We start from the raw sequence: 23,784 nt of genomic DNA, 5'->3' as shown, positions 1-23,784 counted from the left end.
TTAATAAATGAACCAGTTTTTTGCCAGTTTTTGTCGAAAAATGCCTCTACCTATATCTTTCGAACTAAAACTAGGTTTTATGGGGAAGTAATGAAGTTTGTCACACCGCAGATAGGGCAAAATCATTATAATGAAGGTAACATTACGACCGAAAAAGGAGATTGTTATGCTTACTCTGAAACTAATGGGCGCTCCCCTGGAACACTTGAAATCACAACATATAAAAAACAAATCTGTCATGATGAACAACAAAACGCTCGCTTCCATCAAGGAAAACGGAAATGAGGTTGAATTCCACATTGACCCTTATCTTGACCTCGATGAATTTCAATTTTTAAGGGATATTATCATGGAGCTCAGCTTTGGAAACGAAGCCGCCATCGATGAAAGAGGCTGCCAGCTAGGCTATCTGGAGAACGGTGAGAAGGCGTATTTGATCAAGAATTGGCAAGAGTGGAAGGTATTCTTAATGAAAGCCAAACTAAGGACACTAGAAGGTCAGAACGTGCAGGCTTTAAATCCAGACGGCGAAGAACTTGGTTCCGGCCTGCTTGCTGAGTATGAAATCGCTGAAGGTCCGTTTCGAATCACCAGCTGCACCTTGATCACCCTTTTCGGGGAAAGGAAGTTCGAAGGGGAAAATATTAGGGTTATCCCGACTAATCAGTTCAGCTAAAAAGATGAAGCGCCAATTCACTCATACCTAAAGAAAAGCAGCGGACAAATCCGCTGCTTCTTTATTTGTCTTTATTCAATTCATCAATCAGCTGCTTTGTCCGTTTCGCATTTCCTTCCGCGAAGTTTTCTAGGCGTTCCTTCAGCTCAGGATCGTCGTGGACTCGTTCAGCCGTTATTAAGTACGTACGCATCAAATCTTCTTCAATCTCAACGGTATTTTCAAGTACTTCCTCGATTGATTCTTTTTTGCTGTCGTGATGAAAAAAAGAATGGGAAACCACGTTCATACCTCCCTTTCTACTCCAATTTTAATGTTTGAACAAACTTCCATTAAGAAAGGAGCTCTCCTTTTATCATCGCCAGCAGCTTACTTTTTATACTCGGCCTTCCTCCAGATGAAGAAGGCCGTTGTTGCCAGCAGAGTAGAAATCAGCGCGACAATCACCGCACCATACACACGCTCATCCTCATGTCCATAATAGCCTTCGATGGCATTGGATAGTGAGAACACGTTAATTGCAAGGAACAGGAAAATCGAGAAAAAAGCAATTCGTTTTTTATCCATGCCTTACTTCCCTCCCCACTGCAAACACCTTGCCATCTTTGATTTCAAGGAGGATTTTCGGAAGCTCGCGCTGCGGCGGTCCTGCCATCGGCTGGCCGCTGTCTACATTGAAATAACCTTTGTGGCATGGGCACAGCAAGACATTTTCCTTATGCTCATAAAAGACTGGGCATTGAAGGTGAGTACATTTATTATTGTACGCGACAAATTTGTCCTCCGGTGTCCTCACCAAAATGGCTGGTTCATTCTTCGTCGGGTAGTTGAAGTTCCTGGATTCCCCAATCGCCAGATCATCGATATCTGTGATTTCCACACGCTTCACTTCACCGTTTTCATCGCGCAGGAATGTGAAGATCCCGAATGGAGTCGTTGCAAGTCCGATGGCGACTGTAGCACCAAACGAAGCTTTCAGAAACGCCCTTCTATTCAAATGGACATCGTCTTTCCTGTTCAGATTATCAATCAGCTTGATCATATCTTTATCATCTTCATGATGTGTCTGCTTTTTATCATCACTCATAGCCAAATCCTCCTGTTCCTAGAGCTAAAACTTAGCATCGATTTTTTCTGCCAGGTTTAGATATTCATTGAATAGCGGGGTGTTTTCCTCCGCAATCGCAGGTGTCTCACTATTCTCATCCGCTTCCTGGATCGGCAGCTGCCCCAGCAATTCCGTACCAAGCTGTGCTGCAAGCTCCTCACCGCCGCCTTTTCCAAAAATGTAATACTTCTGGTCGCTGTCTTCAGGCTTGAAATAAGACATATTCTCCACCACGCCAATGACTTCATGCTTGCTCTTGATCGCCATTGACCCAGCGCGTTCAGCAACGAATGAAGCAGCCTTATGCGGTGTGGTTACGACGATTTCCTTGCTCTGCGGAATCATCAGATGCATATCAAGAGCCACATCTCCCGTCCCAGGGGGCATATCGAGAATGAAGTAATCCATTTCTCCCCATAGCACATCTTCGGTAAAATGCTGAATCATTTTTCCCAGCATCGGGCCACGCCAGACGATTGGCTCATTGTCCTTTACAAGGAAGCCCATTGACATTACTTTAATGCCGTGCGCCTCAACCGGAATGATTTTTCCGTTGAACGTTTTTGGTTTTGCATCTATATTAAGTATTTTCGGTACGCTAAATCCGTATATATCAAGGTCGATGATTGCGACTGACTTGCCAAGCTTTTGCAGCGCGAGCGCCAGATTCACTGATAGTGAAGACTTGCCAACTCCGCCCTTTCCGCTCGTTACCGCCAGCACATTTCCTTTTAACATGTTAAGCACCTCTTTTTTAGGATGGGTTATTATTCCCTACCTTATCTATTATTAGTTGAAACCCTTGCTGGAAAAAATCGCGGAAAATTTCCAGTTCGCCAATATATTTTTATTTTCGCCAATAAAGTTGTGAACTTCGCCAATAAAATCAGATTTTCGCCAATAAACTTGTGAAAACCGCCAATAAAATCAGATTTTCGCCAATATCCTGAAAATCAACCTAAAAACAAAGCCGGCCCTAATGAACTTAGCGCTCTTTTCTGGCCGGCTCCATTAAATTATGACTGTGAATCGGTGTAAACTCCGAAGAATTCAGGTACGTAATCCCATTTGTTGCCCTCTTGAGGCTTTTTGCCTTCTACGAGGTTCATTTGGGTACGTTTTCTGCGCAATTGCTGCATTTCATCGAAATCGATGAAACGGATTGCATCACTCGGGCAAACAGATGCACACATTGGCGCGATATCATGACGAGTTCTGTCATAGCACATATCGCATTTGTACATTTTGTTCGTTTCGAAATCGAATTTCGGGATACCGAATGGGCAGCCGAATGTACAGTTGCGGCAGCCGATACATTTTTCTTCCATCGCTGACAACACGACACCTTCGTCCGTGATTTGGATGGCGTTTGCCGGGCAGACGCGCGCACATGCAGGGTCTTTACATTGCATGCACAGCATCGGGAATGTCTGGCGAGATTCAGTGAAGTCTACATATTCTACATAGTTCCGTTCCTTAGCATCATGGTCCCCACACTCACGGCAGGCTGCCTGGCAGGCACGGCATCCTATACAGCGCTCAAATTCAAGATACATTATTTTATTCATAATGGCCGTTCCTCCTATTTAGTCAGTTTTTCAAGCTTTACAGCACAGACTTTAAATTCAGGCATCCTTGAGAATGGATCCAGTGCCGGGCTGGTCAATTGGTTGACTGCCAGCTTTTTGCCCCAGTGGTAAGGGACGAACATTGTGTCTTTGCGGATTGCTTTTGTTATTTTAACCGGAGCGATCATATCGCCTCGCGGTGTTGTCAATTTCACTCTTTCACCGTTTTCGACCTGGTACTGGCTTGCCAGTTCCGGGTGCATCTCTACGAATGGCTCAGGGCATTGTTCCATCAGGAAGTCGACGCGACGTGTCTGGTTGCCTGATAGATAGTGGAATACTACACGTCCTGTTGTCAGCCATAAAGGATACTCTTTTGATTGAACCTCTGCAGGTCCTCTGAAATCACAAACTGCAAGATTCGCTCTTCCATCTTCCGTAGCAAAACGCTCCTGGAAAATGGATGGAGTTCCCTTGGAGTCTTCTGCCGGTGCTGGCCAGAATACGCCGTCCTGCTCATCGATTTTTTCGTAAGTCACTCCGAAGTAGTCAGCCTTTCCGCCTTTAGAAGCGTGGCGAAGCTCATCAAAAATCTCTCTTGGTTCGTTGTAATCGAAGAACTTTCCTTTTCCAAGGCGGTCAGCGATCAGCTTCATGATTTCCCAGTCTGGCTTGGATTCGCCAAGCGGCTCGACAACTTTACGGATGCGGATGACACGACCTTCGATATTTGTAGTCGTACCCTCGTCTTCAGCCCAAGTCGTTGCCGGAAGAACAACATCCGCAAGCTCAGCAGTTTCTGACATGAAGAAGTCATTCACAACCAGGAAGTCAAGCTTTTCAAGTGAATCCTGTACATAGTTGATGTTCGGTGATGAAACAACCGGATTCGAGCAGATAACATGCAATGCACGGATCGTCTTGTTCTGCATCAGGTGGAACATCTCATATGCTGAAACGCCTTCTTTCGGCATTTCTTCTGGCTTGATGCCCCAAACTCCAGCTACGTGTTCTACATCCTTAGGGTTGGCGATTTTGCGATATCCAGGAAGCGCGTCTGCTTTCTGTCCGTGTTCGCGTCCGCCCTGTCCGTTGCCCTGGCCAGTAAAAGTGGCTACGCCAGATGCAAATTTACCAATTTGTCCTCTTAACAATGCCATTGATGTATAAAGGCTTACGTTGTCAACACCAGAAGTCTGCTGCTCCGCGCCGCGTGCGAACATGACGACTGAGCGTGGTGATTTTCCGAAAATGTGCGCTGCCTTGATGATTTTCTCAGCTGCGACACCTGTAAGCTTCGATGTATATTCAGGCGTGAATTTCGCCGTCATTTCTTTTAACTCTTCAAAATTGTTGCAGCGTTCCTGTACATATTCATTGTCAACGTAATCATACTTGATCAAAAGATGCATGATACCGTTCGCCAATGCAGCGTCTGTTCCTGGAAGCAAATCCAGGTGTACGTCAGCCACACGTGCTGTTGCTGTTTCACGCGGATCAGCGACGATGAATTTCGCGCCTTTGTCCTTTGCCTTCCAGAACCATTGGATACTGGTCGGATGACATTCCGCTGTGTTGGAGCCAGCCATGAAGAAAGTATCCGTATGCTCTAGCTCAGTCCAAGGAAGTGTCGAGCCGCGGTCCATTCCAAGCGTCTTGTTGAATCCGCCGGCAGCGGAGCTCATGCAGTAACGGCCGTTATAGTCGATATAGCGAGTTCCAAGTCCTACGCGGGCGTACTTGCCGACAAGGTAACATTTTTCATTTGTCATCGAAACGCCGCCGTAGACGCCAACCGCATCTTTTCCGTAGTTTTCCTGAATCCCTTTATATTTGCTCTCAATTAAATCCAGTGCTTCGTCCCATGTTGCTTCTACGAACTTGCCATTCTTTTTGATCAAAGGAGTCTTGATGCGATCCGGATGGTCAATTGTCTGGTAAGCCGTGACTCCTTTAGGGCACATCTTCCCTCTTGTTAAAACCCAGTCATAACGCGGTTCTACACCGACAACCTTGTTATTCTTTTCATCGACACGGATGTGCATGCCGCACTGCATCCCGCAGTAGCAGCAATGCGTTGTGACTAGCTTTTCACCTTTGCGGATCTGGTTCTTTACGCCTTCTTTAACGAGAAACTGGCTCATCTACTTTTTCCTCCTTTGAATCCTGTTCAAGTCCGTAAAATTCTTCCGAACGTTTTTTGCTGAAGCCTGATATATGAATTCCGTTGTTTGTGCTTACCGGTCCGTATGGGTTGCCTTGCGGTGCTTCAAGATTCATTTGTTTCAATGCTCTCATCCTGCGGCGGCAGCCTGTGCAATAATCTGAAAGATAAGATCCGTCCGCAAGCTGCAGGTCGAAGTTCTGGCTTTTTAAAATCGCCTGGACATCCGCAATCTGGTCATCATTGCTATATGGCTGTCCGCAGCTTTTACATGATTTCGTATCCACTTTGACCACCTCTTGGTAACTCATTGGTACGGCTGTAGCCAGCGGCCTGATTGGCACGTGGAACAGTTTTCCGAATGGGAAGTACATAAGCATGATGATGACTGTTACCTGATGGATGAGTGACATATAATGATGCATCCAGCCATCAAGGAATGTGTACTGAATTGTCAGGATCAAGCCTGTAACGGTAACTGCCAGCAGAATGATCAATGGCAGGATATCGAATTCGAATCGCTGTGTTACTTTTACATCATAATCAGTGATGCGTCGGTAGAGAGCCATCCCCGCTCCGATCAACACCATGATTGCGCCGATATTCAAACCGTTGTAGACGATTTCAGCAAAAATTCCGTGTGCTGCCATCGTGATGGTCGGCATGTCGAACACGATGATCTGGTATGTTTCCGGGTCAATCAGGTCGAAACGCATCCATCCGAATGTAAGCCCGAACGTAATCGCGAATGAGATGATGCAGCCCCATGAAATCATGAAGTGCTGAATTCCGCGGTAGATTCCGCGTTGGAAAATGAATTTTTGCAAAATGATATTATCGATCAAGGTTTTAACAACCGCTTTTGAATTTCGTTTTAGTCTTTCTTTATTAAAAAGGTTTTCAACGCTTCGCTTTGCCACCCTGTTAGTGGCTCTGCGCCACATCCAGAAGCTCATCCTGATTGTCAAGCCAATCGCGAAGACTGCTGATGAGATTGCATATCCCAGAAGTGCCATATCGATATGGACAAACTTCGATGTTGAATACCACATTGAGAAAAACAATATCATTACAACGACAAAGGAATACATGCTTGTTTTTGAGTAAAAAGATTTCTCGAATTTGTACAACTTTGCTACCTCCCTGTAAATCGTTCCCGATTTCAAAATTCATCTTATCATGGAAAAACAGTCATAATAGGGTGTAATTGTAAACACTTTGTGAATAGTGAAAAATTGATTTAATAATGTTTAGAAGCCCTAACCTCCACTGTGTACCTTACTTATCTAAATCTTAAGGGAGGCAGATTAAAAGATATGTGAAGTCCGTCACACCAGATTAAGTGGACACAAAATCGTAATAAATTCGTGATGGACTTAACATTTTGGAAGCTGGTAATAGGCAACAACAAAAGTCATATTCACCTTTTTAAGTGATTGGTAAAATGATGTTCTTGAGCAAGTTGAGTTATTAGAAGTCCGGCATGCTTATGCCCTATACTGAAACTATCAAGCAAGAAAGGTTGGTCGAGTTATGGACAATTTCAAAGCTTTTATGGTGAACAAGACAGATCATGATTTTTCAGCAGAAGTAAAAACAATCGGACTGGAGGATTTACCAGCCGGTGATGTGGTCATCAAGGTTGCCTACTCAAGTGTCAACTATAAAGATGGGCTTGCCAGCATCCCGAACGGTAAGATTGTCAGGTCCTATCCGTTCGTACCTGGCATCGACCTTGCCGGTACGGTTGTCCATTCAGATGACAGTTCCTTCAAGGAAGGCGATGAAGTCATCGCCACCAGTTATGAAATAGGGGTTTCCCACTATGGAGGATTCAGTGAGTATGCGAGGATTCCAGCAAAATGGATCGTGCCTTTGCCTGATGGCTTGAATTTAAGGGATGCGATGGTTTACGGAACAGCCGGATTCACTGCAGCATTGTCCGTACACCGATTGGAGGAAAACGGATTGTCACCTGAGAAAGGCAAAGTCCTGGTGACGGGAGCAACTGGCGGAGTCGGAAGCGTGGCTGTGGCGATGCTCGCCAAGCGCGGGTATCATGTTGTAGCAAGCACAGGGAAAGAATCGGAACATAACTACCTTCGTGAAATTGGCGCAGCTGAGATCATCAGCCGTGAAGAGCTTGCCGGTGAGAAAATTAAACCCCTGGATAAGCAACTTTGGGCGGCTGCCATTGATCCGGTTGGTGGCAAATCGTTAACAGCGATCCTCAGCAAGCTTGAGTATAACGGTTCCGCTGCCGTCAGCGGCCTGACCGGCGGAACGGACATCCCTGCGACTGTCTTCCCATTCATTCTCAGAGGCATCAACCTTCTTGGCATCGACTCAGTATATTGCCCAATGGAAACAAGAAAGCTGCTCTGGCAGCGGATCGTATCTGATTTGAAGCCAGATGGATTACTCGAAACAATCCAAAATGAAATAACATTAGACGAGCTGCCTGGTACACTCGCCAGTATTCTAAAAGGCGAGAACCGCGGCAGGACCATTGTGAAGATGTAAGAACAAACAGCCCGGATCCTCATTAGGATCCGGGCTGTTTAAATGTAAAATAAATCTAGGAACTCTGTACGACAGGCTGCTCTGAATCTACTTTTTCAAGATGCCCGCAGTCATTCATGAACATCACGACCTTCTGGGTGCCATTCAGTTTGAGCAAATGGATTCCGGTATCTCCAGTAGGGAAATAAGTATCCGATAAAACTGGCAGATTCAAGAAAGCTCTTAACAGATTAGAAATCATTCCGCCGTGCGAGACAATTGCGATTCGTTTCTTTCCTGCACTTTCAGCAAGGATCTTCGAAAACACTGTTTGGGCACGGAAACGGAATTCCAGTTCGGATTCCCCTTCTTCAATGGGTTCATGAGGTTTCCTGCCTCCCTCTGGCTCCGGATAGCGGAGCTTTGCTTCCGCATATGGCAGACCTGCCAGGACCCCATTATTGAACTCTCTCAAACTATCCTCTTCGGTGACCGGGATTCCCGTTTCTTGACTAAGGATTTCTGCCGTTTCTCGAGCGCGCTTCAATGTGCTGGCCCAAATTACTTCTGGCATATAATTCTCTTTTACTACTTTAGCCATTTCCTTTGCCTGCCTGCGGCCATGATCTGTCAGCAGCAAATCCGCCCTGCCCTCATGCACCTGGAGGATATCCCCTTCTGACTCACCATGCCTGATCAATAGAATTTCCATGTCTTTTCCCCTTTTAAAAAGTATATTAAAAGTAATTCTGCATGGTCATGAAATTCCCTTTAAACGACGGTAAAATTTGGATGTTTTTTCCTGAGTGTCCTCTCTTTCTCCATAAAAAAAGACTCACATTTTCATATAAACGGTTCCGTTTCAGTGGGGAAAATGAAAAAAAGTAGGCGAAAAAACATATTAAAACACAGTATGTTTAGCATAATAAAAACTCAATATAAAAACAAACCCAAAAACGCAACCGTGCTCGGAACTAGAGTAGAAAAGAAATAGCCAAATAGAAAAGAGGTGTATTAAGCACCTCTTTTCTGTTTGGTTTTGAGTGTGTTATGAAATTATATGTTCAAAGATAATATCCAACAAAGAACCAACTCCAACTGCTCTGGCTAAAAAAGGCAATGGTTGTTTTATGAAATAAATTAACAACCCTAGAACCCTTTAATTTATTATAAGAATATTCCGCAAATGTGTTATTCAATTTACAGGCTTATTGAACTAACGCTCTCTTAGTTGAAGAAAGAAACTGGAAATCTTTTAAATTAATACCTTGCATTATATAGTATTACAATTTAAAATTAGTGATAGGAGGTGGTCAAAATTGGAAGTAAATAAAGAGGTTTTAAAAGGTCACATAGATACGTTAATCCTATCGTTATTATATAAGAGGGATATGTATGGGTATGAGTTAGCGAAATTCGTTCGGGAGAAAAGCGATGAACAGTTCGAGTTAAAAGAAGGCACACTTTATTTGTCGTTAAAGCGATTAGAAAAAAACAAATGGATTTCTTCTTATTGGGGTGATGAACAAGGACCAGGAGGGAGAAGAAAATATTATAAATTAACACCCTTAGGCGAAGAAGGATTTGAGGAAAAGCGTTTGGAATGGCAATTTGTTAAAAAAATTATTGATTCATTTTTGGAGGGGGGAAAAAACTATGAAGCAAATTGATGTATTTGTTGATTCGGTTTATCACGGCTTAGGGGGTAACGAAGTAGAGATACAAGAGTTAAAGGCTGAAATGAAAAGTCATCTTGTGGAAGCAGTTCACGAATTAAGAACAGAAGGAAAGACTGAACAAGAAGCCATTGAAATTGCTATTCAAAGATTCGGCGGAGAAAAAGAAATGCGCTCTATTGTCGGACAGCTTTTTAAAGCACAAAAGAATTTTGCTAAATGGGTTCTTATTTTAGCAATGATGTTTTTGATAATATGCGGAACACTACTTACTGGGGCAGTAATAAAGGAAACCAAAATGGTAGGCGTACAAAATATTACCTTTAGCAAAATAGCTGCTATGGTAGAAAATGAAGAAAACCTTACACCAGCACTTACAAATGAAATCGAATTCTTGGTGGAACAAAATAAATATAGCATAAAGTCTATCAAGATAACTGATCGCAGAACTGGGGAAGACGTATTTGAATATAAAAACCAAATAGTTGGTCCTAAATGGCTATACAGTTATGAGGACAATGGGAGCATTCGTGATAAGCTGTTTTTATCTATGGAAACACAAAGATTCGATGACTTCCTATTTATCGGTTTGCTTGCGGGTATTGCCATCTATTGGACTTTGTTTACCATTTGGGCAACAATCAATGCTTATCATCATAGACGATTAAATATTGGCTGGATAATTGCATTTGCTCTCTTAAATGTATTCGGATACTTGGCTTATTTTGTATTTGGCAAAAGGGTTAAAAAAACAACTAATTGATTTCTTTTTGAACAATGGAGACGACAATAAGAATGGTCGCTTCCGTTGTTCTTTTTCTACAAGAAAGGATTGTGAAATACTGTACTTAAACAAACGGATGTGTTTGTTATTAAGACTTTAATTATTAATTCAAAAGGAGCAGATTATAATCTGCCCCTTTTAGTTTAGTTAGCTAGTTGTTTGATTTTTATCTGTTTCTATTTTTTCTGGTTAAGGTATAACATCAACAAGCCAGAATTAACAATTCAATTATCTAATATAGATTATGTCTTTTAAAGTATATTGCTTGTCTGTAATACCCATTCGTTGTGCAGGAGTTAGTTTTTTACTGTTTGATGTTTTCTGGGGTTCACAAAAGTTATAATAGGTTCTTAAAATGGTCAAAGCATATTGAGCATATTTTGGGTTTAAATTTGCATAAATATAACTTTTCCCATCACCTCTGGCTGTAACTATAGGTCTTTCTAGAATAGATAGACTCCTACGAATTTGGTTGATAAAGCTGCTAGTTGAATTGTCTGTTATATTTATCACCATTTTCGCTATATCAGTAGGTTCCAATGAAGATAAATCGGTTGTGCAATCAACTTCATGAAACCCTTTATCCCTTGTTGCTAATGGGTGGGCAATTGGATTACAGGCGTGTACCTTATATGTATTCCCACCAACCTGCATCTCTTTATAGAACTTATGTGTTTTGAATTGTTCTTTTAGAAAAAGGAACCCCAATCGATAAAGATTCTTTGTTTTATATTCCTTGTAATGCCCCCACTCCAGTAGTTCGGAATTTCCGTACTCATATTCCTCTAAACCCTTTTTTGATGGTTTAGCTTTATCTACTATATTTATAAAATGATGAGCGTTAGTTAGTCTAATCTCCTTTGAAAAAACTCTAAAGAACGCAGAAATTATAGAAGAGTCATTATCACTGATCATTCTCCATTCATCTGCTTGTACCATTTGTTTAATTAACCAATAATGAGCCATCGTGGTGTAGGTAGAATTGACATGCAACCCATCTACATACTGTGTTCTTCTATTAAAAGAATTGAGCTCCGATTTATACTCAATCTCTGATTGATTGTCGTAAGGAGATGGCTCTTGAGGGTAATAGGAAAAGTCTAAGCGATTATTCTTCTTACTGAAGTTGTTAAGATGGTCTTCCTTATAGAGAAGCGTATCGTGTTTTATTTCCTCTAACGTCACTTCCCAATCATAAGCAACATCTGCTCGAAAGACATATCGAGAGAGAGCATCTGCTGATACAACCACATAGGTTTGAACCTGATTGTCTTCAATTCCTGCATACTTTTTTCCAGCTTGCCCTTTTTTCCTTACGTTGTTTAAATTATACTGCATTTTATCTGTATTGATAAACACCTCTCTAAACGATTTGTTAGAGAATGCCTTTGTTTCATGTCTCTCTAAAAATTCCAGGCAGCATTGGTATAACCATTCTAGTTTTTTGTAGTAGGTACTCACTCCTATTTCTAGAATTTTGCATGTTCTACTAATAGAATTTTTATTCACAAGAAGCTTTGCAAATAGAGGCAAAATGTCATTTCTTTTTTGATTATAAGTTGTAGATTGCCGTCTGTTAGGGACGAGACTGGTCTTTTTCTTACATGTTTTACACTGCCATACTTGAGCGTTGTTCTTGGTAACTCCTTGTCTGTAAAAAGCACTTAATTCATTGAATGGAGTAAGAGTTTTATTAAAACAATTATCTTTATGAAAATTGTAATCTGGTTCAACATCACGAGTGCGGTTAATGCGGGTTAATCTAGCGATTTCATCTGCGACTGACCAATTTGACACTGCCATACTGTTACAATTTAAAGTTATACCTTTGCCGGACTCAACGGGATCAGGATTACAAATGATACTTTTTTTCCTCCCGGACCCACTTAATCGGTATCTAGATGGTTTGCCTTTAACTTCGTCAAATTTCATTTGTTCCGTTCCACACCATTTACAATATGGATTTGTACAGAAGTTATATTGTATTTGATGTTTTTTACCATTCCAAGAAAATTCAATAGGGAGGAACAACATATGATTATAGCGAGTGGCAAACTGTTTGTCAGAAAGCAGAAGATATTGTTCTTCTCTATCTGCTACTTCTTCCTTATTGATAGGCGTATGGACAACCACTAAGTCATCCTCTTTTGTGGCCAAACGTTGTAATCTAGCCAAGTTTCAGTTCCTCCAATCTTCTTTCTATCTCCATTTTACTTATCATTCTTTTGTTGTTTCTAACCTCGCTAACCCATTTGATAAAACTATCGTCCCTTAATAGATTTTTAAGGAATATATCGACAACCTCACTTTCAGTGTATTCGCAGTATTCAGCGTAGTTCTTGATGATTTCTCTTACTTGTTCGGATATTAACCAGTCAACCTTTTCTGCGTTTTTGTTCTTCGGTCTAATGAATTCCACCGTTGGTTCCACCCTTTCAGATATAGCACCTAAAATAACATAGTAATTAGCAGTCTAATTAGCACCCAAAATAACAGATTGACAATAGCTGTTGTCACCTTGTTATTTAGTATGCTATTTTTTATGCGAATTTATACGTTGATTTTAAACAAACGTTAATATGACGGCAATAAAAAGCGACCAAATCATTATGCGATTTGGTCTACTTTTTAATATGTTATTTTATGTTTTCTCTACAGTAACGGAACCGTTTAATTTTCATATGAGTCATTTTGTCTATTTTACAGGACCAAGGCTTGACCTTCTGATCACCTGATTGATCACCTCAGAAAACACAAGACCGACGGCAATAGCACCGGAAATCATTGAGGCTTTTGCTGCTAAAGACAAGGCAGTGCTGTAATCATTTTCTACGAAATTCCTCATTGCATCATACGCCAGTCCCCCTGGCACTAGAGGAATTATCCCTGCGACACTAAAAATAATGATCGGCGTCCGGTAAGCTTTCGCAAATACCTGGCTGACAACGGCAATTAGGAATGAAGCCATCAGCGTGGCGAAAATCGTTCCGAATCCGTTGGTATCCAGCGCAAAATAAACGATCCAGCCTACCATCCCGGAAATGCCGCATTTGACCAAAGATTCTCTCGGTGCGTTGAAAATAATACCGAACGCAGCGGACGCAATAAAACTCGTGATAAGGTGTTCTACATAAATCATTGCCACTTCTCCTGACTACAAGAAAGATAAAATTGCCGCTATGCCTGAGCCAATCGCAAAAGCCGTCAACAATGCTTCTGCCCCTTTTGACAGTCCTGAGACCAAATGTCCAGCCATCAGATCCCTGACCGCATTCGTAATCAGCAATCCCGGTACAAGCGGCATTACTGAGCCGATGATGATTTTATCAAGCTCCTGCCCTAGCCCGAATTTCACAAAGAAAAACGAAATCATCCCAATGAAAAAGGAAGACAGGAATTCTGCGAAAAATTTTACCGGGACAATCCTGTGAAAATAAACGACAAGGAAGAAACCTATTCCGCCCGCAGCCATTGAAGGAAGGAAGTCCAGCCAGCTTCCCATGAACATGATTGTAAAACAGCCGCTGGCAATTGCGGCCGCAAGGATTTGTATCATAAACGAGTAGGTCAAATTCCCTTCCTCAATCTCTTCCAGAAGCTTGCAGGCTTCTTTCAATCCAACCTCACCGCTGCTGATTCTGCGTGAAACGCTGTTGACCATTGCCACCTTCCTTAAATCGGTTGTCCGATCAGATATACGTACCAGCTTCGTCCGTTCGGGACCTACACCTTCTACTGAAAAAATTATGCCGGTTGGTGTCACATAGCTATGAGTTTTATCAATGCCGAACGCAGAGGCCATCCGGGACATCGTGTCCTCGACACGATATGTTTCGGCACCGCTTTGGAGCATGACTTTCCCGGCCAGCAGGCAAGCACGCATCACTTCAATTGTTTGATCCTGATCCTGATTTTCCATAAAAGTCCTCACTAATCAACCGTACTGTGTAAATTTCTTTATCAGTTTAAATCAAAACAGAGCCTATTAGCAACCCAGAAAAGTAGAGCGGGCTGGCCAGCAGCGGAAAGAAAAAGCCAGCCCATTTAAAAGGACTGGCTTTTAAAGCTACTATTATGAGAGAGCTTCTTTTGAATGAAGTATTTCTTTTGCACGCCGTGCTTCCAAAATGGTCAGAATTAACGCAATGACCATAAATATACTTGAGATTTGGAACAGGGTACCGATTTCAACAAATTGGGCAAGAACACCGAATACCAGACCGCTCAAGCCTAATCCAAGATCAATTGATGAAAAGAACATCCCATTGGCAACTCCACGTCGGCTTGCGGGAGTTTTCGATAAAGTCCATGACTGCAATGTTGGAATCAAAGAACCAAAGCCTATTCCAAATAATACACCTGCAAGGGCGATCATCAGATTAGAATGGGCAAATGACAACACCCACATGCCAATGAATGTAATTGAAATTGTTAGTATAACAAGACCAATTGGACCTTTCTGGTCAAACCATTTTCCGGCAATCGGACGAGATAAGGAAGCGAGTATGGCATTGCACAAGTAAAATAAGAAAATTTGGTCAATCCCGCGCTCCTCTCCGAAAATGACAATGAATGTGACAATCGTGCCATAACCAAGACTAATCAGGAGCGTGAGCGTTGCAGGAAACCAGCCGGCTTTTTCAATAAGAGATCCCATGTAGGTGAACTTCAAATCTTCCTTCTTCGTCTTTAATACTTGGTCAGGAGTCTGGTAGTGTACCGATGCAAGCAACAGCAAGGCAATGGCACCTAGCACTCCTGAAATATAAACGAGATTATCAAAAGTAGTGATCTGGTATAAAAAGATTCCTAGACTTGGAGCGATGATCATCCCTATTGTTATAGAAAGGCCAAAATAGCCCATTCCTTCTCCAAGCCGAGAATTAGGTACAACATCCACTGCTGCTGTCCCATTCACAGTCGTTGACCATCCCCAGGCAAGCCCGTGCAGTAATCGGAAAGCAAGGAATATGACCACAATTTGAGACAGCGGGTAGAGAAATGTAATGAGCAATAGCATTAGCGCTCCAATCAGGACGAGCGGCTTCCTTGTTTTGTACTCAAGCATGAAACCTATAAACGGCCTGCTCAAAACAGCTCCGATTGAAAATAGTGCAGTAACAAGACCAATTTCCGTCCCGCTTGCACCGATTGATTTTATATATGGCGGCAGAGTCGGGATCAGCATCTGGAATGACATAAAAACAAATAGATTCCCAACCATCAATTTAATGAACGAAGAGGTCCATAATGGTTCTTTTGTCTGTGACAATGTATATCTCCCCTTTTTCTAAGAAAAGAAAAAAATCTTCTGCACGAGAAGATTTCCTTGTGTATTTCGTATCTCTAAATAATAGCACAGCCCATCGGATAAATAAAAGGGAATTTTTGTTTTATTGAAGGTATTTTGGATTATGCTGTTTATTTGAATTTTTTAGTTCCTGGAAAATGTCCTTCTTTGCTGGATCCTGCTTTTCTTCCATGCTCATGATCATTGCCGGAAGATAATCATTCAATATTTTTTTGAATTCGCCGACCGTCAATGGCTTGGCTTCATCCTTCAGCTCATATCCCAACTGACCATTAGGTTCGATTGTTGCATATTTAACATCTTCCAGTTTTGTAATCCCTTTATTTCTCAATCTCATTTCCATCTGGTCAACAGTCAGCCGAAGCTTCTTCAAATTTTTGATATTAAGCTGCCCATTTTGGATGATGATTTTCGACTTCCCAGTGATGAACTTTTCGAAGAAATTAAATTTGAGCTGCAAATACTCCAGAATCACAATTGCTGCTACAAAGATCGCTGCTCCGGCAATCGCCTTCCACATGCTCTTTTGCACAATTGGCTGGACTATGATTGTCCCAAGTGAGATCATGACTACTGTTTGTGCCAGTGTCATTTGCGATATAGACTTCCTGCCTGCGATTCTCAATAAGAGTATGCCTGATAAAATCAAAAAAGCCGTTTGCCATATAAAAGTGAAATCCATAAGCGCCTCCCAGAAAAATATCTATCATTAATTTCTCCATTATGGGATTATTTATGAGACAAAAAAACGGCACTGCATGGAGCGCCGTTCTACAAGCTCTATTTATGATATTACTGGCTTTTCAATTACAATTTCAGCTCTGCTGACATTCACCGGATTTGAGATTGTATCATCCACTGGGCACGTTTTAGCAATGAAATCTGCCAGAGCCTTGATGTTTTCTTCTGGAGAAGGTGATTTAATATAGTAGGTATATCGAATATCTGAATAGCCGCGGCGTACATCAGACTTGTTCATAAACCCATCGGTATCAAGGTCTCCTTCAAGTTCGACCCGGAAATCCTCTAATTCCACTCCGAATTTTTGGCTGTACACCCGTGCTACGATGGATTGGCAAGCTCCTAAGGCACCAAGAAGCATTTCCACCGGATTCATTCCCTGGTTGGTCCCTCCTAAGTTGGCAGGCTCGTCAATCGTGATATGGAACCCCCTCGCCTGGACATCAACCTTCACCCCTTCTTGCAATGCAGCAGTGGCTTTGAAAATTTCTTTTGGCATGATATTCCCTCCTTAATATATTTACATCTCCATTTTCCTCTTTTTCAAGTTTATTTCCTTTCCAAAATCACCATCGACACAAAAGATTCAAGAAGCTTTGTATAGTTTGTGAAATGGTGAACAACTTGTGAATCGGAAATTTTCCCAACCTGTTTATAGTTTCTTGCTAATCTGCTTTGGATAAATAAAAGTGTGCAAATTTTCAAATATTTAAAGGAGGAACTTATGAAAAAGTTCAGCGTGTTTGCAGTTGCCCTAATGTTATTTAGTTTTATTTTAGCGCCTTCATTCTCCAGCCCAAAAGCATCCTTGCTTTCGGTTGAACTGGACCCAAAGCTTGAAAGCCTGCTGGCTGACCCCTTGAGCAATGAAGAAGTTGAGCTGATCATCACTTATAAAGACATGCCATTGCTTTCGGATATCAAGCTTTTAAAACTATTAGGTTTCGAGGTGAACCCTTTCAGTGAGCTTCCAATGGTGGCGGTTAAAGGCAAGATTGGCCTCGTCAATGAACTGCTCCTTACGGCAACCAATATTGTCTCGATTTACGCAAATGATGATCTGAAATATTTCCTTCGTGACAGCAGAGCGCTCATCGGCGCAGAAGCTGTTTGGAACGACCTGGGCTACACCGGTAAAGGAGTTACTGTTGCTGTAATTGACAGCGGCATTGATGCCACCCATCCTGATTTGCAGTATGGTGAAAAAGTCATCCAGAATGTGAAATTTGTTGTAGGAGACCTCTTCGGCAACCAGCCTCTTTACCTTGAGAACCAGCTGAACACTGATACCACTTCTGGTCATGGTACACATGTTGCCGGAACAATTGCCGGCAACGGGACCTCTAGCGATGGCCTATATAAAGGAGTTGCTCCAGACGCTAAATTAGTAGGGCTTGGCGTTGGCGAGGCTATCAATATTCTTTGGTCACTGGAAGCGTTTGATTATGCGATTAAAAATCAAGAAAAGTACGGAATCGACATCATCAGCAACAGCTGGGGGTCAACAGGGGAGTATTCTCCTGACCACCCAATCAATGTGGCTTCCAAAAAAGCGCATGACGCAGGCATGACCGTTGTGTTTGCAGCAGGAAATGAAGGTCCTGATGATAACACGCTAAACCCATACTCAGCGGCCCCCTGGGTCATAAGTGTAGCGGCCGGAACCAAGGATAAACAACTTGCCGACTTCTCATCACGCGGTGTTGTAGGAGACGAATACCTGCACCCCGATATTACAGCTCCAGGCGTCGATATCGTGGCAACCCGTTCTTCCACCGGCATTGTCATGAACCTATTAGGTACAGTCACTGATGTCTCTTATATCGATGAAGTTCACCTGCCCTACTATACAACATCAAGCGGCACAAGCATGGCTGCACCACATATCTCTGGAGTCGTTGCATTAATGAAGGAAGCGAACCCTTCCCTCAATCCGGATCTGGCACTCGATCTGATGGTCCAAACCGCCGATCCAATGCCTGGATACCAGCTCCATGAAGTGGGTGCAGGCTACGTCAACGCCTATGAAGCAGTCCAAGCAGCCTCATCCAGTAAGTAACGATACTATTAAAGATAAACCAGAATCCTCCTCGATTACCGGGGAGGATTTTTCATGTGACAAATACCACTTTACACCTCTTGTATTTCCCACTAATATGCGTTACGTTTGAATCAAAAACCTGAATATTCCGAAAGGGGATGCTTTAGATGCTTGATTGCAGGGATGAGGTTTTATTTTATACAAAGCAGCTTGTGAACATCGGGAGCATTGTCAACACAAATGGAGAGAACGAGATTGCCCAGGCACTTTATACGATGATCTCATCGTTTCCTTATTTTATAGAGAATCCGTCACACGTCATCAAACCGCAAACCCAGAATGATGTACTCGAACGCTACAATGTCATGGCTTTTGTAAAAGGCACAAAAGGAAACAGCAACCGTACTGTCATTTTGATGGGACATCTTGACACAGTAGGAATTGATGATTTTACCCAACTAGCTGATCTCGCGTTCAATCCGGATGAACTTCTTGAGGAGCTAAAAAAGGAGAAACTGCCTCCTCTTGTAAAGGAACATGCTGAATCAGGTGACTGGATGTTTGGCCGCGGTACGCTCGATATGAAGAGCGGTGTCGCTTCCAATCTTTATCTGCTGAAATACTTTTCTGAACATCCAGAGGAGCTCGATGGCAATATTGTTTTTTTAACGGAGTGTGATGAAGAGGACAGTTCGTATGGAATCCTCTCTGGAGTCAAAGACCTGAACGCCTGGAAAGAAGAGCATGGGTTTGAATATATCGGACTGATTAATAGTGATTTTGTTTCGCCACGATTTGGCGGAGACAAGAACCGATATATTTATAAAGGCACTGTCGGGAAGCTTCTCCCATCCTTTTTTATCACCGGCGCGGAAACGCATGTCGGCTCCGCTTTCGAAGGCCTGGATCCGAACTTGATTGCTGCTGAATTGACCAGACAAATCGACTATAATCCTGAACTGTGTAATGAAGCATTCGGGGAGACGACGATGCCTCCAGTTTCCCTGAAGCAGATGGACCTGAAGCCAAACTATACTGTGCAAACAGCTCTGGCTGCTTATGTTTATTACAATTTCTTCATTCACTCCTGGACGCCAAAGGATGTTTTGGAAAAATTGAAGGAGCAAGCTCATATTGCTTTTGAAAAAGCATTGAATCTGTACGAGGAACGTTATCAACAATTTTGCAAAATAAGCGGTGAGCCTGGCAGGAAGGTTCAGTGGAAGCCAAGGGTAATGACTTATGAAGAGATGGAAGCCGAACTCATCCAGGCCCATGGCTCTGAATACACCGCTCACATGGTGGAATTCAAGGATGATCTCCTTCTCGATGCCAGCCTCGACCTGAGGATGTACGCAGCGAGGGTTGTTGAGGAAGCCTGGAAATGGATGCCCGACCAGAGTCCGGCAATCATTATCTTTTACTCTTCCCTCTACTCACCAAGGATTGAAGTGACTGGTGAAACTGAGGATGAGCGAAATCTGATTGAAGCTTTGGACAGCGCTGTCAAAACAGTACAGCCGGGATATGATGAGCCAATTGTTGTCCGCAGTTTCTTTCCTTATATATCTGACATGAGTTTTGTCGCTTTGAGTGATGATGATGAAGCATTGGACTTCGCATCCCGGAACAATCCAAGCTGGGGAACGAAATTTTTCGTGGACTACCAGGAAATCCGCGAGCTGAATGTGCCAGTTATTAATATCGGACCTTACGGGCTGGACGCCCATAAACGATATGAACGAATGGAAATCGACTACTCTGTTAAAATAGTCCCGAACCTGACTTACGAAGTCATCCTGAATGTTTTAGCCAAATAATCTGCAGGTGCCTTGTTTAAGGCACCTTTTTTGATATTTCACTACTTGTTTTTCCGCTTTTTTCTTATTACTATATAGTTCAGTGGAAATATATTATAGTAATCATTAAAATAAAGATAATGAGACTGATCAAAGGAAAGGCTGATTTCACTTGGAAGAAAACTCTAATTTTATAAAAACGATCATTAAGGAAGATTTGGAAAGCGGCAAGCGCGATAAAGTCGTGACTCGATTCCCTCCAGAACCAAACGGATACCTACATATCGGTCACGCAAAATCCATCGTCATCAACTTTGGGCTTGCTGATGAATTCGGCGGCAGGACAAATCTCCGTTTCGATGACACAAACCCACTGAAGGAAGACCAGGAATACGTCGATGCGATTAAGGAAGACGTTGAGTGGCTTGGTTACGAATGGGAAGGATTGTTTTACGCATCAGATTATTTTGATGAAATGTATGACCGTGCTGTCCTGTTGATTAAAAAGGGATTAGCGTATGTTGATGATTTATCAGCAGATGAAATCCGGGAATACCGCGGCACACTTTCCGAACCAGGCAAGGAAAGCCCGTACCGCAACCGTTCTGTTGAGGAGAATCTCGAGCTGTTTGAAAAGATGAAGAACGGCGAATTCGCAAATGGTGAAAAGGTATTGCGTGCGAAGATTGATATGTCATCACCTAATATCAACCTTCGTGCCCCAGTCATCTATCGAATTTCCCATGCAACACACCATAACACAGGCGATAAATGGTGCATCTACCCAATGTACGCTTTCGCCCATCCAATCGAGGATGCGCTTGAGGGTGTTACCCACAGCTTGTGCACAACCGAATTCGAAGACCAGCGTCCGCTTTACGACTGGGTTGTCCGTGAGTGTGAAATGGAAGCAACACCTCAGCAAATCGAATTTGGCCGCCTGAACCTGACAAATACGGTAATGAGCAAGCGCAAACTGAAGCAACTAGTCGAAGAAGGATATGTTGATGGCTGGGATGATCCTCGCCTGCCGACAATTTCCGGCTTGAGAAGACGCGGTTTTACACCAGAAGCGATTCGTGAGTTTGTTAAAGCGGCTGGAGTTTCCAAAGGATACTCTACAGTAGACGCACAAATGCTCGAGCACTTTGTACGTGAAGACCTTAAGCTGAAGGCTCCTCGTACGATGGGAGTGCTTCGTCCATTGAAAATCGTCATCACGAACTATCCGGAAGGCGAAGTGGAATGGCTCGATGCAGACATCAACCCTGAGAATCCAGAGATGGGAACACGAAAAATCCCATTTTCCCGCGAGATTTATGTTGAGCAGGATGATTTCATGGAAAATCCTCCAGCAAAGTACTTCCGCCTCTTCCCTGGCAATGAAGTCCGTTTGAAGCACGCTTACTTCATTAAGTGCAATGACGTCATCAAGGATGAAAATGGCGAAGTCGTTGAGCTTCACTGCACTTATGATGTAGAAACAAAAAGCGGATCTGGCTTCACTGGCCGAAAGGTAAAAGGAACTCTTCACTGGGTAGATGCTACACATGCACTTCCAGCAGAATTCCGCCTGTATGAGCCGTTGATTCTTGATGATAAAGATGAAAGCGAAGAGGAAGCAGAGAACAAATCATTCTTGGATCAGGTCAATGAAAAATCCCTGGTAATCGTGAACGGCTTCATCGAGCCAAACATGCAGGACGCCAAGCCGCAAGACAAATTCCAGTTCTTCCGCCACGGCTACTTCAACGTCGATCCAAAGCATACAACAGAAGACAAGAAAGTCTTTAACCGCATCGTATCGTTGAAGAGTTCGTTTAAGCTTTAATATTTGGACCTTTTTGACCTCCCCGGGTTTGTCGGGGAGGTATTTTTTTCCTTTTTCTGACAGATCAACTCTTTTTGCTGACGAACCTGCCCAAACTTCATTCTTCTTTTGACAGCTTTTCTCTTTGTGCAGCCAAACTTGTCCGAAGTTCCCTCATCTTTTGACAGCTTTTCTCCTTTTGATGCCAAACCTGTCTGAAGTTACCCCATCTTTTGACAGCTTTTCTCCTTTTGATGCCAAACCTGTCTGAAGTTACCCCATCTTTTGACAGCTTTTCTCTTTTTGATGCCGAACCTGTCTGAAGTTACCCCATCTTTTGACAGCTTTTCGTCCATTAATCTCAAACCTGTCTGAAGCTCCCTCATCTTTTGACAGCTTTAACATCATCACCTCCAAACCTGTCTTACTTACGTAACGTTTGTGTCTAGTTGATTCTCCTTTTCTAATGCTCCATGTTTGAACCTAATTCTCTTTTTAAAAGGAAAACCTGCTGCTAATCTAGAACTTTATAAAGCAACTATTTTACAGAGGTGAGCATAATGGAAATTCGACGATTAAATGGCGAGGATGCTGAGAGTTATAGAAGCCTTCGCCACGAAGCCTTACTTAAGAACCCTGAGGCATTCAGCTCGAGTTATGAGGATGAAATGAATTATGAAGTAGCAGATTACAGACAGAGGCTAGATAATAAACACACATATACATTTGGCGCGTTTGACACAAACCAACTGGTCGGGGTCGTGACACTTGTTCCAGAAGGGAAAGTAAAGCTGAAGCACCGAGCGAATATCTTTGCTATGTATGTGACACCCTCACAACGTGGTCGGGGTCTTGGACGGGAACTTGTAAAAAAAGCCATTCAACAAGCGGCAGAATTAAACAGCGTGGAACAGATCCACCTCACAGTGACCTCAACCAATGAGCCGGCAAAAAAACTATATGTTTCTCTAGGTTTCGAACCATATGGAGTTGAAAAGAATGCTTTGCAGATTGACGGGACTTACTATAATGAAGATTTGATGGTGTTATTTTTATAAAAGGCCTAAATTGGCCTTTTTTTCATGTTTATTTTTTGCTCAAAAAGGAAGTAGGTAAAAGATGAGTCTTTTATGAAAGGAGATTGCTCATGTTTTTAGATGCTTATGTTAACCAAAAGGTTCAAATTAAACTTAAAAATTTTCCCGATAGCATGATTGGAGATATCACGGGAATCTATCAGCCAGATGAATGGTATCTTGTAAAAATAGTACATGCTGAGAATATGGGGATTTGGGTTGAAAACCCTTGCTATAAGCGGACTCCCGTCCAGAAGGAAGATGGAACCGCCATTCCCGCTGCAGACCAGGTGGAGGAAACTTGTATCACCCACATGTTCCTGCGCTGGGATTATATCGCCTCTGTGATCACCTTCCCAGATGCGGATCCAATGGCTGATAAGAAAGCTAAGTTGATAGGGTTTCAACCGGATGTTGATTAGAAACAGAGCAAAAACGCTGCCAAACACACGGCAGCGTTTTCTTCTTTTCTATTCAAGTTTACTATTTCGACTCACTAAACTATTTAATAGTTAAAATTATCTGTAT

The 23,784-nt window shown here is 42.6% G+C and carries 24 protein-coding genes; 9 read left to right on the top strand and 15 right to left on the bottom strand.

The annotated features are described in order from the left end of the window. Positions 1 to 166 precede the first annotated feature (166 nt). Entirely contained in the window at positions 167 to 676 is a 510-nt protein-coding gene (locus CD004_RS03790) for a hypothetical protein (RefSeq protein WP_102261556.1), read from the top strand. Positions 677 to 737: 61 nt separating this feature from the next. Here the strand turns inward: CD004_RS03790 and CD004_RS03785 are convergent, their stop codons facing one another. The 7 genes from CD004_RS03785 to CD004_RS03755 all read right to left on the bottom strand — a co-directional run bounded on the left by CD004_RS03785 (position 738) and on the right by CD004_RS03755 (position 6,646). Then, positions 738 to 959, bottom strand: a complete 222-nt coding sequence (locus CD004_RS03785) for a hypothetical protein (protein ID WP_233434940.1) — start codon at positions 957 to 959, stop codon at positions 738 to 740. 86 nt (positions 960 to 1,045) lie between these two features. Beyond that, positions 1,046 to 1,243 (bottom strand): hypothetical protein, encoded by a 198-nt coding sequence (locus CD004_RS03780; RefSeq protein WP_102261554.1) that lies wholly within the window; start codon positions 1,241 to 1,243, stop codon positions 1,046 to 1,048. Continuing rightward, positions 1,236 to 1,763, bottom strand: a complete 528-nt coding sequence (locus tag CD004_RS03775) for a QcrA and Rieske domain-containing protein (RefSeq protein WP_102261553.1) — start codon at positions 1,761 to 1,763, stop codon at positions 1,236 to 1,238. Before CD004_RS03775 ends, CD004_RS03780 begins: the two co-directional genes overlap by 8 nt. A gap of 24 nt (positions 1,764 to 1,787) precedes the next feature. Further along, positions 1,788 to 2,522 carry an Mrp/NBP35 family ATP-binding protein gene (locus CD004_RS03770; RefSeq protein WP_102261552.1) on the bottom strand — a complete coding sequence of 245 codons (735 nt, stop codon included), beginning with the start codon at positions 2,520 to 2,522 and terminating at the stop codon, positions 1,788 to 1,790. Between the two features lie 278 nt (positions 2,523 to 2,800). Next, the gene (locus tag CD004_RS03765; protein WP_023625614.1) at positions 2,801 to 3,352 is read right to left on the bottom strand and encodes a 4Fe-4S dicluster domain-containing protein; all 552 of its coding nucleotides are present in this window, start codon (positions 3,350 to 3,352) and stop codon (positions 2,801 to 2,803) included. A 14-nt stretch (positions 3,353 to 3,366) separates the two neighbouring features. Further along, positions 3,367 to 5,496: a formate dehydrogenase subunit alpha gene (fdhF, locus tag CD004_RS03760; RefSeq protein ID WP_102261551.1), complete on the bottom strand. Its 2,130-nt coding sequence runs from the start codon at positions 5,494 to 5,496 to the stop codon at positions 3,367 to 3,369. Beyond that, positions 5,477 to 6,646, bottom strand: a complete 1,170-nt coding sequence (locus CD004_RS03755) for an MFS transporter (RefSeq protein ID WP_233434939.1) — start codon at positions 6,644 to 6,646, stop codon at positions 5,477 to 5,479. Before CD004_RS03755 ends, fdhF begins: the two co-directional genes overlap by 20 nt. Before the next feature lie 403 nt (positions 6,647 to 7,049). Between CD004_RS03755 and CD004_RS03750 the strand changes: the two genes are divergently transcribed. Beyond that, entirely contained in the window at positions 7,050 to 8,039 is a 990-nt protein-coding gene (locus CD004_RS03750) for an NADPH:quinone oxidoreductase family protein (protein WP_102261550.1), read from the top strand. A gap of 55 nt (positions 8,040 to 8,094) precedes the next feature. On the opposite strand, the gene CD004_RS03745 is transcribed toward CD004_RS03750, so the two are convergent. Next, positions 8,095 to 8,730, bottom strand: coding sequence for a histidine phosphatase family protein (locus tag CD004_RS03745; RefSeq protein ID WP_102261549.1), 636 nt, complete (start codon positions 8,728 to 8,730; stop codon positions 8,095 to 8,097). Positions 8,731 to 9,337: 607 nt separating this feature from the next. Between CD004_RS03745 and CD004_RS03740 the strand changes: the two genes are divergently transcribed. Then, complete coding sequence (locus tag CD004_RS03740; RefSeq protein WP_102261548.1) at positions 9,338 to 9,688, top strand: PadR family transcriptional regulator; 351 nt, start codon at positions 9,338 to 9,340, stop codon at positions 9,686 to 9,688. Further along, positions 9,675 to 10,457: a permease prefix domain 1-containing protein gene (locus CD004_RS03735; protein ID WP_102261547.1), complete on the top strand. Its 783-nt coding sequence runs from the start codon at positions 9,675 to 9,677 to the stop codon at positions 10,455 to 10,457. The genes CD004_RS03740 and CD004_RS03735 overlap by 14 nt, the downstream gene beginning before the upstream one ends. Positions 10,458 to 10,706: 249 nt before the next feature. Here the strand turns inward: CD004_RS03735 and CD004_RS03730 are convergent, their stop codons facing one another. The 7 genes from CD004_RS03730 to CD004_RS03700 all read right to left on the bottom strand — a co-directional run bounded on the left by CD004_RS03730 (position 10,707) and on the right by CD004_RS03700 (position 17,029). Next, the gene (locus tag CD004_RS03730; RefSeq protein ID WP_102261546.1) at positions 10,707 to 12,653 is read right to left on the bottom strand and encodes an insertion element protein; all 1,947 of its coding nucleotides are present in this window, start codon (positions 12,651 to 12,653) and stop codon (positions 10,707 to 10,709) included. Then, positions 12,646 to 12,897: a hypothetical protein gene (locus CD004_RS03725; protein WP_102261545.1), complete on the bottom strand. Its 252-nt coding sequence runs from the start codon at positions 12,895 to 12,897 to the stop codon at positions 12,646 to 12,648. Before CD004_RS03725 ends, CD004_RS03730 begins: the two co-directional genes overlap by 8 nt. 276 nt (positions 12,898 to 13,173) lie before the next feature. Next, positions 13,174 to 13,617 (bottom strand): threonine/serine exporter family protein, encoded by a 444-nt coding sequence (locus tag CD004_RS03720; protein ID WP_102261544.1) that lies wholly within the window; start codon positions 13,615 to 13,617, stop codon positions 13,174 to 13,176. Between the two features lie 15 nt (positions 13,618 to 13,632). After that, the gene (locus CD004_RS03715) at positions 13,633 to 14,397 is read right to left on the bottom strand and encodes a threonine/serine exporter family protein (RefSeq protein WP_102261543.1); all 765 of its coding nucleotides are present in this window, start codon (positions 14,395 to 14,397) and stop codon (positions 13,633 to 13,635) included. 153 nt (positions 14,398 to 14,550) lie between these two features. Continuing rightward, the gene (locus CD004_RS03710; protein WP_102264981.1) at positions 14,551 to 15,702 is read right to left on the bottom strand and encodes an MFS transporter; all 1,152 of its coding nucleotides are present in this window, start codon (positions 15,700 to 15,702) and stop codon (positions 14,551 to 14,553) included. Positions 15,703 to 15,871: 169 nt separating this feature from the next. After that, the gene (locus CD004_RS03705) at positions 15,872 to 16,471 is read right to left on the bottom strand and encodes a DUF421 domain-containing protein (protein WP_102261542.1); all 600 of its coding nucleotides are present in this window, start codon (positions 16,469 to 16,471) and stop codon (positions 15,872 to 15,874) included. Positions 16,472 to 16,573: 102 nt separating this feature from the next. Then, complete coding sequence (locus CD004_RS03700) at positions 16,574 to 17,029, bottom strand: OsmC family protein (protein ID WP_102261541.1); 456 nt, start codon at positions 17,027 to 17,029, stop codon at positions 16,574 to 16,576. 225 nt (positions 17,030 to 17,254) lie between these two features. Here CD004_RS03700 and CD004_RS03695 point away from each other — a divergent pair, with 225 nt between their 5' ends. The 5 genes from CD004_RS03695 (at position 17,255) to CD004_RS03670 (ending at position 23,678) form a co-directional block, all read left to right on the top strand. Further along, positions 17,255 to 18,589, top strand: coding sequence for a S8 family peptidase (locus CD004_RS03695; protein WP_102261540.1), 1,335 nt, complete (start codon positions 17,255 to 17,257; stop codon positions 18,587 to 18,589). 149 nt (positions 18,590 to 18,738) lie between these two features. Continuing rightward, the gene (locus CD004_RS03690; RefSeq protein WP_102261539.1) at positions 18,739 to 20,391 is read left to right on the top strand and encodes a M20/M25/M40 family metallo-hydrolase; all 1,653 of its coding nucleotides are present in this window, start codon (positions 18,739 to 18,741) and stop codon (positions 20,389 to 20,391) included. A 151-nt stretch (positions 20,392 to 20,542) separates the two neighbouring features. Further along, a complete protein-coding gene (locus tag CD004_RS03685; RefSeq protein WP_102261538.1) occupies positions 20,543 to 22,201 on the top strand; it encodes a glutamine--tRNA ligase/YqeY domain fusion protein in 1,659 nt (552 codons plus the stop codon). Positions 22,202 to 22,740: 539 nt separating this feature from the next. Further along, positions 22,741 to 23,238 (top strand): GNAT family N-acetyltransferase, encoded by a 498-nt coding sequence (locus tag CD004_RS03675; RefSeq protein ID WP_102261536.1) that lies wholly within the window; start codon positions 22,741 to 22,743, stop codon positions 23,236 to 23,238. An 89-nt stretch (positions 23,239 to 23,327) separates the two neighbouring features. Then, positions 23,328 to 23,678 (top strand): hypothetical protein, encoded by a 351-nt coding sequence (locus CD004_RS03670; RefSeq protein WP_102261535.1) that lies wholly within the window; start codon positions 23,328 to 23,330, stop codon positions 23,676 to 23,678. Positions 23,679 to 23,784: the final 106 nt, after the last annotated feature.

Origin of the sequence: Mesobacillus jeotgali, from assembly GCF_002874535.1 — a bacterium.
In the GTDB taxonomy this organism is placed as follows: domain Bacteria; phylum Bacillota; class Bacilli; order Bacillales; family Cytobacillaceae; genus Mesobacillus; species Mesobacillus jeotgali.
The sequence above is the reverse complement of the archived record's forward strand: the minus strand, read 5'-3'. Positions and strand labels throughout refer to the sequence as shown.